The organism is Alistipes sp. (genome assembly GCF_020026455.1).
In the GTDB taxonomy this organism is placed as follows: Bacteria; Bacteroidota; Bacteroidia; order Bacteroidales; family Rikenellaceae; genus Alistipes.
The window spans coordinates 19,381-30,444 of the sequence record NZ_JAHHQJ010000019.1 but is presented as its reverse complement, the minus strand read 5'-3'; the positions used below and the strand labels follow the sequence as shown (position 1 = coordinate 30,444).

Genomic DNA, 11,064 nt, shown 5'->3' with positions numbered 1-11,064 from the left:
GTACCTGTACCTGTACCTGTACCTGTACCTGTACCTGTACCTGTACCTGTACCTGTACCTGCGGGGATACACCCTGCAGGATGCAAAAAAAGAGCCTGAACCCTTTCGGGATCAGACTCTTTTTCTATCGGTGCAGCCAATTACTTCTGAAGTGCCTTCAGGTTGATGTCCTTGGCAGCCTTCTGAGCCAGCTCGGAATTCTTCGAGACGGCGCTCTTCAGCTGAGCTTCTGCGGTCTTCAGGTCGCCTTCCTTGGCGGCGATAACGGCGCGCAGGTAGTCGGCGTCTGCCGAGTTGTCCTTGGCGATGGCCTTCTTGGCACCGGCCAGGTCGTTCGACTGAACCAGAGCGATGGCCTCGTTGTAGCCCTCGAGATCCTTGGCGGCAGTCTTGTAGTCACCCTCGGCGGCAGCCAGAGCGGCCTTGGCCTGAGCGTCAGCAACTGCGGCGTACTTCTTGGCCTCGGCCGTGTTGCCGTTGGCCAGGTTGGCGAGCAGCAGGTTCTTGTTCAGCTCCTTCGACGAATCCAGCTTGGCAGCCTTCTCGAACGATTTCAGAGCCTCGGCCTTGTCGCCGGTCTGCGTCTGGGCAACACCGAGGTTGTTCCATACGCGGGCGTCGTTGAACTTCTTCGAAGCGACGGTCAGGATGGCAACCTGCTCCTCGGCACCGTTAGCCAACTCCTGAGCGGCATAGAGGTAGTGCTCTGCGGTCAGCTCGTCGCCGTTGCGGTATGCTGCCATGATCTCGGCGTCGGTCAGACCTTGGAGGTCGGTGCTGTTGACGATCTGCGAGCGGCGCAGTTCGGGCAGGATGTCCGTCTTCAGTTCGTTGAATACGGTCGACATGTTCTTGATCTCGGTCTCACGCTCTGCGGGCGAGTTGTAGAGGCTCAGCACCTGAAGAATGAGGTTCTTGTCCTTGATGTCCGACTTCTCGACCAGCTCCTTGAAGCCGTCCCAGTCTTCGCCGTAAGCAGCGGCGTCGACGTCCAGACCAGCGTCCTTGAGCAGCTTGGCAACGACCTTCTTACCCGATTCGCTGCGCTTCTTCGAGAGCGTGTCGTTGAACTTCACCGGACCATCGGGCGAAGCGTATCCCTTCACGGCGATGTTCTGCGTAGCGCGGTCGTTCGTGAGGTTCTTGTCCACGTTCTCCTTGAATGCGTCGAGGTTGGCGTTCTTCTGGTTCTTCTTCGTCACAACCGACGAGTTGATGGCATAGAGCAGGTCGGTCTTGTCGACTACCGTTGTGACCTTCTTGTAGTCGTTGGCCATCTGATCCATCAGGTCGCCGTACTTGAGGTCCTTCTGCAGGGTGTTCAGACCGTAAGCTACCGTCAGGCCGAATTCCTTGGCGATGGCAGCCTTGGCGGCAGCGTCGTTGCCGGCCAGCACGGCAGCCTGCTCCTTGGTGGGGATGGCGCCGTTGTTCAGGTTGACGAGCACGAACTCCTTGGCCTTGCCTTTCGGACACTTGATCTCGGCGCGGAGCTGCAGGGCGCATTGGTCCATGCGGGGATCGTAGGGGAACTCAACATGCTGCGTGAAATTGCCGCCGTTGCTCATGTCTACGACCGAGTAGTTCTCGTCCACCTTCGAACCCTGGTAGTACTGGGTGGTGCCGGCCACTTCGCCGCCTTCGAATACGATGACGGGAGTAACTTTGAGGATAGCCTTCTTGTTGAAATATTCTACGGGGAAGGTTACATTGATGTCTGCGGCAACCGTGCCGTTGTTCAGCGTCAGAATCTCGGGAGTGATCGTCAGCTTGATGTCGTCCCGGTTCTTGGCCATCTTCTTAAAGCAGTTACAGCTCGAGAATGCCAGGGCGGCAGCTACGAGCACAACGCTCAATTTCGTTAAGTTTTTCATAGTGGGTAAAGTTAATGTGTTTATTTTGAATCTGTTTGCCTCTATCTTTCGTTCCACCCCTCTGCGGCCTTTCCGGTTGCCGTTGGGCCTCTACTCCTTCGTCGGTCGGTTCGGGAGCCTGTGTCGGGCCGCAGAACAGCACAAATATAGAAAACTATTGCTGATTATGCAATATTCCGGACGGAAAAAAGCGATGTTTTCCGTCCGAAATATCCAGCATGAACCGTCTGTTTCTACTCCTCTTTGTGCTCCCGGCGCTCGCCGCGTTCGCGACGCTCACCGCGCTCGGGACGCGGACGACGCTCGCGCTCCACATAGCCTTCGGGCTTGGGCAGAAGCGCTTTGCGCGACAGTTTGAGCTTGTTGGTCTTGGGGTCTACGCCGATCAACTTGACGTCGATCTCGTCGCCTTCCTTCAGACCCGTCTCCTCCATGGTCTCGAAACGCTTGTAGTCGATCTCCGAGATGTGGAGCAGGGCGTCCTTGCCCGGCATGATCTCGACGAACGCGCCGAAGGCGACGATCGAGCGGACTTTGCCGTGGTACGTCTCGCCCACTTCGGGGATGGCTACGATGGCCTTGATGCGGGCCAGTGCCCCGTCGAGAGCCTCCTTGTCGACACCGAAGATGTCTACGATACCCTTGTTGTCCACCTCCGTGATGGTGATGGTGGTGTTGGTGGTCTTCTGGATGTCCTGAATCACCTTTCCGCCCGGGCCGATAACCGGACCGATCATATCCTGCGGAATGACGATCTGCACGATGCGCGGCACGCAGGGCTTGTAATCCTCACGCGGCTCGGCGATGCACTCGGTGAGTTTGCCGAGGATGTGCATGCGGCCTTTGCGGGCCTGCTCCAGAGCGGCGGCCAGTACCTCGTAGGAGAGTCCGTCGACCTTGATGTCCATCTGCGTGGCGGTGATTCCGTCCTTGGTTCCCGTCACCTTGAAGTCCATGTCTCCCAGGTGGTCCTCATCGCCCAGAATATCCGACAGCACGGCCCATTTGCCGGTCTCGGAGTCGGAGATCAGACCCATGGCGATACCCGACACGGGTTTGCGGAGCTTCACGCCGGCGTCCATCAGCGCGAGGGTTCCGGCGCAGACCGTGGCCATCGACGACGAGCCGTTCGACTCGAGGATGTCCGACACGACGCGCACGGCATAGGGGTTGTCCTCGCCCAGCGGAATCATCGGTTTCAGGGCGCGCCATGCCAAGTGTCCGTGGCCGATTTCGCGGCGCGAGAGGCCGCGGGCGGCCTTGGCCTCGCCCGTCGAGAAGGGCGGGAAGTTGTAGTGGAGCACGAACTGCTCGGTACCCTGCACGAGCACTTCGTCCTTGACCTTTTCGTCGAGTTTCGTGCCGAGCGTAACGGTCGTCAGCGACTGCGTTTCGCCGCGGGTGAAGATCGCCGAGCCGTGGGCTGCGGGCAGGTAGCCCACCTCGCACCAGATCGGGCGGATCTCGTCGGTCTTGCGGCCGTCGAGACGGATGCCCTCGTCGAGGATCATGTTGCGCATGGCCTTCTTCTGCACGTCGTCGTGGAAATACTTGTGGATCAGCGGGGCCTTCTCGATCAGCTCCTCCTCCGAATAGCGGGCGGCGAACTCGGCCTCGAGGGCGTTGAACTTGTCTTCGCGCTCGTGCTTCATGGTGCCGCTCGTGGCGATGGCGTAGGCCTTGTCGTAGAGCTCCTTGATGATCGTCTGGCGGAGTTCTTCGTCGCTGACCTCGTGGCAGTAGGAGCGTTTTACGTCTTTGCCCAGCTCCTTCGACAGCTCGATCTGTACGGCGCAGTGCTTCTTGATCTCCTCGTGCGCGAACTTGATGGCGCCGAGCATCACCTCTTCCGAAACCTCCTTCATCTCGCCCTCGACCATCAGGATGTTGTCGATCGTACCGCCGACCATGATGTCCAGGTCACATTCGGGCATCTCCGAATAGGTGGGGTTGATGGCGTATTCGCCGTTGCGGCGCACGACGCGGACCTCCGAGATGGGGCCGCCGAAGGGGATGTCCGACACGGCCAGCGCCGCCGAGGCGGCCAGGCCGGCCAGGGCGTCGGGCTGAATATCCTTGTCCGCCGAGATGAGGTTGACCGTCACGTAGACTTCGGCGTGGTAATCTGCGGGGAACAGGGGGCGGAGGGCACGGTCGATCAAGCGGGCGACGAGCACCTCGCTGTCGTTGGCGCGGGCCTCGCGCTTCATGAAGCCGCCGGGGAAGCGGCCTACGGCGGCGTACTTCTCCTTGTATTCTACCTGGAGGGGCATGAAATCGGTGTCGGGTTTTGCATCCTTTGCGGCCACGACGGTTCCGAGCAGCATCGTGTCGCCCATCTTGACGACGACCGAGCCGTCGGCCTGCTTGGCCAGTTTGCCCGTTTCGATTTCGATCTGGCGACCGTCGGCCAGCGTGATGATCTTGCGGACTGCGTTGTACAGCTTCTTTTCTTCCATAAAAATATTAACCTATAGTGTTTTCAAATTGTTTTTCGCAACGAAAATGAAGGCAACCCCTCTCGGGAATTGCCTTCATTTCTTCCTCGGGACTACTTGCGAAGGTTCAGCGTCTTCACGATTGCGCGGTAGCGCTCGATGTCGACCTCCTTCAGGTATTCCAGCAACGCGCGGCGCTTGCCGACCAGACGCAGCAGTGCGCGCTGGGTTCCGAAGTCGTGCTTGTTGCTTTTGAGGTGTTCCGTAAGGTGGCTGATACGGTAGGAAAACAACGCGATCTGACTTTCGGGCGAACCCGTGTCGGTGTTAGACTTGCCGTACTGGCCGAAAAGCTCCTGCTTTTTCTCAGCTGTTAAATAAGCCATTGTGTAAATTTATTTTACGTTCCACTCTACGACGCATCCCCCTTACCGTGGATAACGCCAGAGCGTTCCGCAAAGGTACTAAATAATTCATAATTCGAGATTGATACGCCACAAATATTTTCAATTTGGCAGCTAAAAAGGACAAATTAATCGGGAAAATCGTATTTTTGCGGCTAAACAAGTGAAAATTATGGGAAAAAAGGGTTTGCGCGCAGTGTTCGCCGCGCTTGTGGGCGCGGTGCTGTGCGGCTGTGGAAGCGGTCCGGATTTCGTCACCGTCGACGGGACGATGCTCGGCACGACGCTGCATGTGGTGGCCGACGTGAAGGACGTCTCGCAGCAGCGTCTCTATGCGGCCATCATGGAGTTGGACCGCCAGGCCAAGGCGTCGATGTCGATTTACGATTCGACGTCGCTCTTGAGCCGCCTGAACCGCAACGAGACCGACAGCGTCGACCGCCACATCGCCTTCAACCTGCATCTGGCCGACAGCATCGGCGCCCTGAGCGACGGGCGCTACGACGTGACGGTCAAGCCGTTGGTCGAGGCATGGGGCTTCGCCGGGCGGGAGCGCACCGAAAATCCGAATATCGATTCGATCCTCGAATTCGTGGGCCGCGAAAAGGTCCGCATCGAGGACGGGCGGCTGGTGAAGGACGACCCGCGCGTGCAGCTGGATTTCAACTCCGTGGCGAAGGGCTATACGGTGGATCTGCTGGCCAAACTGGTCGAGGAATACGGGGCTGAAAACTACATCGTCGACATCGGCGGCGAGGTCTGCTGCCGGGGGCATAACCGGCAGGGCCGGGCGTGGCGCATCGGTGTCGAAACGCCTTTCGACGGCAACATGTCGGACGGCGAATACCTCCAGAAGCGGATTCAGATGACCGGCGGCGGGCTGGCCACCTCGGGCAACTACCGCCGTTTCTACCTCGACGAGGCGGGCAACAAGGTCGCCCACACCATCGACCCCCGCACGGGACGCAGCGCCCTGTCGCGCCTGCTGTCGGTGACTGTCGCGGCTCCGACCTGTGCCGAGGCCGATGCGCTGGGGACCATGTTCCTGGCGATGGGCGCCGACGATGCGCTGGAGGCCGTGGAGCGGATGCCCGGAGTGAAGGTGTACTTCATCCTGGCGGGTGACGGCGGCGAGTACGAGGAGTACATTTCGCCGGCCATGGAAGCGTTGATTCTGAAATAGCAAGATAAATGAAAACAGCGGTATTCCTCTACAATCCCGAATCGGGCAAGGGTAAAATCGCCCGCAATGTCGGGGGCATCAGTACGATTTTTCAGACCTTCGGCTACGACGTCACGCCGCAGAAGATCGACTTTACGGCCAATCCGTTCGACGGCAACGAGACCATCGACCTGATGGTCGTCGCCGGCGGCGACGGCACGGTGAACTATGCGGTCAATGCCATGAAACGCAAGGGTTTGGATATTCCGCTCGGTGTGATCCCGGCCGGTACGGCCAACGATTTTGCCGGGGCGCTCGGCATGTCGCGCGATCCGCTCGAAGCGGCGCGGCAGATCGCCTCGGGGAGCATCGAGAAGGTCGACTGCGGGCGGGTGAACGATCTGTATTTCGTCAATATCTTTTCGTTCGGCATCTTCACGACCACCTCGCAGCGCACACCCGACGAGCGCAAGCACAAGATCGGCAAGCTGGCCTATATCATCGAGGGAGTCAAGGAGTTCCGCACGATGCACGCCGTGCCGCTGGAGGTCGAGGCCGACGGCGAGCGGTTCGACCTGCGGTCGCTGATGGTGCTGATCTTCAACGGCGAGACGGCGGGCGGCTTCCACCTGGCGCGTCGCTCGTCGATCAAGGACGGGCTGTTCGACTGCATCCTGTTGGAGAAGCGCAACTTTTTTCGTTCGACGTTGGCCATGTGCCGCTACCTGGCGGGCGGCAGTCCGAAGATTGTCCGCCACCTCCGGGCGCAGCGGATCGACATCCGCTCGTCGATCAACGAACCCACGGACGTCGACGGGCAGAAGGGCGCCGAATTCCCGCTGCACATCGAGTGCCTGGCGGGCGGCCTGCGCGTGATGTGCGCCGGACAGACCCCGGCTGATTCCTGATCTTTGCGCTCCGGTCCCAGCCCGACTTTTGCGGTTCGGCTCCAGTCCGGTCCCTGCCCGGCTCCAGCCCGGCCCCTGTCCCGGCCGAACATCCGGTGGAAGCCCCGGCGAACCTTTGTCCGAAGTTCCGGCCGACATTCCGGTCGACGTTCCGGTCGTGTGCGGCCGGTTCGGCTCCGAAGCGGTGATTCGGACGGACGAAGCGGGGCCGCGGCAGTGGTTGCAGGCCGAGGCTGCGGCGATCGGCTGCGGGTGGTTTTTTCCATTCCGGTTTGTTTGATTCTGCTAAAATTCATATTTTTGTCGGAAAAATTACGACAATATGGCGGATAACGGCAAAACGGCGCGCATCGGAGGCCACGAAAGTTTGCGCAAAGTCTCCATCTCCCGAATCAAGAAGGAGATGAACGACGTCTTTTACCTTTCGGACGATCTGGTGATTTCCGCACTCACGGCCGACAAGAATACCACGGCCGATTATCCGACCTCGATCGACGGCTTTACGGCCATCATCATGATGACGGGCGAGGCCACCGTGTCGATCGACATGCAGCAATACAACATCAAGCCCAACACGATCGTCTTTTTCAATCCCGATTCGATCATCCGCACGGTCAAGTGTTCGGCAAATGCCGCGGCCTACCTGCTGGCGTTTTCGAAATCGTTTGTCAACGAGATCCAGATCGACCTTTCGACCTCGCTGCCGGTCTACATGCGTTTCGGCAAGGCCCCCGTGCTGGAGGTCACGCCGCAGGACGTGGACGAAATTCGTCAGTTGTTCCAGCTCATCAAGACCATGTTGCGCAGCGACAAGGAGCGCTACCGCCACGAGATCATCCGCACGCTCTTCACCACGGCGTTCTACATCATCACCGAGATCAACCAGCGCGAGCAGCCCGGTGAGATGAAACAGGGGCGCTGCGAGGTGCTGTTCGACGAGTTCATGTCGCTTCTGCAGCAGTACAACAAGCGGGAGCGTAACGTGGGTTTCTACGCCAAGCAGCTCAATATCACGCCCAAATACCTCTCGTCCGTAGTGAAGGAGGTGAGCGGCAAGACCGCCGCGCGGTGGATCGACGAGTCGGTGATCCTCGAGGCCAAAGCCCTGCTCAAGTATTCGGGGATGAGTATTCAGGAGATCGCCTACCACCTCAATTTCTCGACGCAGTCTTTCTTCGGCAAGTATTTCAAACAGCACACCGGAACCTCCCCCTCGCGTTACAAGCGGAAGGGATGACGCCGTAAGAAACGGCAGCTCTACTGCTGCGGCCCTTTCGGCGCTGTGGCAGTTCTGAAGCTGTTTCGGCTGTTTTGTTTGTTTCGGCTCTGTACCCCCCCCCTTGGGCCCTTTCGGGCTGGGGCAGTTTTGGGACTGCGCCCCTTCCATCCTTTCCGCCCCTTCCGGTTTTGCGGCAGTTTTGAATCTTCCTTCCCTTTCATTCTTTTCGACTCTATCGGCGTTGCGGCAGCTGCGGCTTGTCGTGTTGCCGGGGCGGATATCTGCAGGACGGGCCGTGTGACGCTTTGAATCCTGAAAAAAACGGGCTTCCGAGAAGCCCGTTTTCCGGTTGTCTGTTTGCCGTCAGGCCTGTTTTTTCGCCGCCTTGGCAGCTACGGCCTTGTCCAGCTCGATGATGAAGTCCGAGAGGACGTTCATGTAGTTGATAAAGGCGTCGTAGGCCGAATCGTAGGGGTTGAAGTACGAGTGTACGTCGCCGTCCGACAGCCACTTGGTGGCCATGTAGTAGAAATGGTCGGAGGTCTGCATGAAACTCCAGACATAATCGAAATCGGGGCTCTTCAGCGCTGCGACCTTCTCCTTTTGGGCGTAGAGTTTCGCAAAGGCTTCGTTCTGGAGCTCGTTGCCCAGCCATGCCGTCACGTCGCGCTCCTCGTCGGCCCACGACATCACGTGCGGACAGTGGAGCACGGAGACAGGCTGGTGTTTCTTCGCGGCTTCGGTCACCGTGGCGAACTCCAGGCCGTTCTTCTTGGCGAGGATCGCCTTGGGCAGCGCGCGCATGAATTCGAAGATCCCCGTATCGGCGTTCTGGTGCTCGCCGAAGGTCTCGTAGTCCATGAACAGGTTGATGACCTCGCCCGGGGTCTCTTCCGAAGCGAGCCATTGCACATACTTGTCGGCCGTCAGGGGCCACTGGTCCCAGTTTTTGTTCGAGAAGCGGAAGGCGATGTCGTCCGAGAGCTTGTAGTTGCGCAGCAGCAGGCGCAGTTTCTGGTCGATGGCGTTGGCGTAGACGTAGTTGGGCGATTTCCATCCCAGCACGTGCTTGGCACCTTCGGCCAGCATCGTGCGGAAGCCCATGCCGGCGACCACCGCGCCGATATCGTCCGAATAGATCAGCTCCGTGTTGCGGAAGGCCGTGGGTTTCACCCCGAACTCCTTCTTGATGAGGTTGACGTGCAGTTTGACCTGCTCGGCGAAATCCTCCTTCGAGGCCAGCGAGGCCAGCGAGTGGGAGTAGGTCTCGGCGAGGAACTCCACGCAGCCCGTTGCGGCAAGTTCCTTGAACGAGTCGAGCACTTCGGGGGCGAAGGCGCGGAACTGTTCGATGGCGATGCCTGTGATCGAGAACGAGCAGCGGAACTTGCCCTTGTTCTCCCTGATGAGCTTGAGCAGCAGGGCGTTCATCGGCAGGTAACACTGGCGGGCGACCTTCTGCATGATCGAACGGTTCATCAGGTCGTCCAGGTAGTTGTGGTCCTTGCCCATGTTGAAGAAGCGGTATTTCTTCAGACGCCAGGGCTGATGCACCTGAAAATAAAGACAGACGGTTTTCATGCGGGTTGCTATTTTGATTGTTTTTTATTCTCTTCGATCACGGCTTCGTACACCGATTTGATCTTCGCCGCGGCATCGTTCCATTTGAGGTTGGTCACCTCTTCGAGCCCCTTCGAGGCGAACATGCCCGACAGGGCGGGGTATTTGATCAGTCCGTGGATGGCGTCGGCGAGGGCATCTACGTCCCAATAGTCCACCTTCACGGCATAGTCCAGCACTTCGGCCACACCGCTCTGCTTCGAGATGATCACCGGGACGTTCGAACGCATGGCCTCCAGCGGCGAGATGCCGAAAGGCTCCGAGACGGAGGGCATCACGTAGACGTCCGACAGCTGGAACATCTTGTGCACGTCCTCTCCACGGAGGAATCCCGTGAAGTGGAAGCGGTCGGCGATGCCGAGCCGTGCCACACGGCGGATGACGTGGTTCATCATGTCGCCCGAGCCGGCCATCACGAACCGCACGTCGGGAATCCGCTTGAGGACCTTGGCGGCCGCCTCGACGAAGTAGTCGGGGCCCTTCTGGTAGGTGATGCGCCCCAGGAAGGTCACGATCTTGTCGGTGACACCCCGTTCGGGGGCCTTGCCGCTGTTCTGTTCGAACCGCACGGCGTTGTGCACCGTGACGACCTTTGCGGCAGGAACGCCGTAACGCTTGATGACGATGTTGCGCGTGAGGTTCGAAACGGCGATCACGCGGTCGGCGGCGTGCATGCCGGCCCGCTCGATGGCGTAGACCTGCGTGTTGACGTTCTCGCCCGAGCGGTCGTACTCCGTGGCGTGCATGTGCACCACCAGCGGCTTGCCCGACACGCGCTTGGCCGCAATCCCGGCGTAATAGGTCAGCCAATCGTGGGCGTGGATCACGTCGAACTCTCCTTCGTGGTCCTTGGCCACCTGCGCGGCGACCACGGCATAGCGTGCCACCTCCTCCATGAGGTTGGCGCCGTATTTGCCCGAGAAGGTGTAGCGCTGCTTCCAGGCGTCGGTCGTCGACCAAGTCCTCTGCCCCGACTTGACATACTGCTCGTGGTAGGATTCATACTCCTCGGGGGAGATATAGGGGACCATGTTCGAGTCGATGTGGATGAACGACATCTTCTCCAGAATGTCGTCTGCGCCGCTGCCCGTTGACCCGTAGAGGGCCTCCACCTCGCTGGCATTCACGACGTGCGTGAAACGCTGGTCCTCGTCGCCGTAGGCATGCGGGACGATGAACGTGACGTCTACACCGTTGCGTGCCAGTCCGCGGGTCATTCCGTAACAGGCCGTTCCCAGCCCGCCTGCAATGTGGGGCGGAAACTCCCATCCGAACATTAAAACTCTCATACCTTATCTTTTTGTAATTTCATTTTGCCGCCTGTGCGCTTCCTCTCCACAACCCTTCACGGCGCTCGGCCGTGTCCGTAAGTCAGATCCCGCTTCGAACCCCTCCCTTCGGGTGAGGTCTTGCTGTCCGGCACAACTCTCTGTCACATT

General features: G+C 59.3%; 8 protein-coding genes. 3 read left to right on the top strand and 5 right to left on the bottom strand.

The genetic code is table 11. The features are described from left to right. Window positions 1-140: 140 nt before the first annotated feature. From QZ460_RS09855 to rpsO, 3 genes are all read right to left on the bottom strand, one after another. Window positions 141-1,874 carry a tetratricopeptide repeat protein gene (locus QZ460_RS09855; RefSeq protein ID WP_290541408.1) on the bottom strand — a complete coding sequence of 578 codons (1,734 nt, stop codon included), beginning with the start codon at window positions 1,872-1,874 and terminating at the stop codon, window positions 141-143. 233 nt (window positions 1,875-2,107) lie between these two features. Next, the gene (gene pnp, locus QZ460_RS09850) at window positions 2,108-4,333 is read right to left on the bottom strand and encodes a polyribonucleotide nucleotidyltransferase (RefSeq protein WP_290541407.1); all 2,226 of its coding nucleotides are present in this window, start codon (window positions 4,331-4,333) and stop codon (window positions 2,108-2,110) included. Between the two features lie 92 nt (window positions 4,334-4,425). Continuing rightward, complete coding sequence (gene rpsO / locus QZ460_RS09845; RefSeq protein ID WP_015546507.1) at window positions 4,426-4,698, bottom strand: 30S ribosomal protein S15; 273 nt, start codon at window positions 4,696-4,698, stop codon at window positions 4,426-4,428. 190 nt (window positions 4,699-4,888) lie between these two features. On the opposite strand from rpsO, the gene QZ460_RS09840 reads away from it, so the two are divergent. The 3 genes from QZ460_RS09840 (at window position 4,889) to QZ460_RS09830 (ending at window position 8,023) form a co-directional block, all read left to right on the top strand. Beyond that, a complete protein-coding gene (locus QZ460_RS09840) occupies window positions 4,889-5,899 on the top strand; it encodes an FAD:protein FMN transferase (RefSeq protein WP_290541406.1) in 1,011 nt (336 codons plus the stop codon). Window positions 5,900-5,907: 8 nt separating this feature from the next. Beyond that, window positions 5,908-6,786: a YegS/Rv2252/BmrU family lipid kinase gene (locus QZ460_RS09835; RefSeq protein WP_290541405.1), complete on the top strand. Its 879-nt coding sequence runs from the start codon at window positions 5,908-5,910 to the stop codon at window positions 6,784-6,786. A 322-nt stretch (window positions 6,787-7,108) separates the two neighbouring features. Beyond that, a complete protein-coding gene (locus QZ460_RS09830) occupies window positions 7,109-8,023 on the top strand; it encodes a helix-turn-helix transcriptional regulator (protein ID WP_290541404.1) in 915 nt (304 codons plus the stop codon). Window positions 8,024-8,368: 345 nt separating this feature from the next. On the opposite strand, the gene QZ460_RS09825 is transcribed toward QZ460_RS09830, so the two are convergent. Together QZ460_RS09825 and QZ460_RS09820 are read right to left on the bottom strand one after the other, a co-directional pair. Further along, on the bottom strand, window positions 8,369-9,586 hold the full coding sequence (locus QZ460_RS09825) for a glycoside hydrolase family 57 protein (protein WP_290541403.1): 1,218 nt from the start codon (window positions 9,584-9,586) through the stop codon (window positions 8,369-8,371). A gap of 8 nt (window positions 9,587-9,594) precedes the next feature. Next, on the bottom strand, window positions 9,595-10,914 hold the full coding sequence (locus QZ460_RS09820) for a glycosyltransferase family 4 protein (protein WP_366935013.1): 1,320 nt from the start codon (window positions 10,912-10,914) through the stop codon (window positions 9,595-9,597). Window positions 10,915-11,064 lie beyond the last annotated feature (150 nt).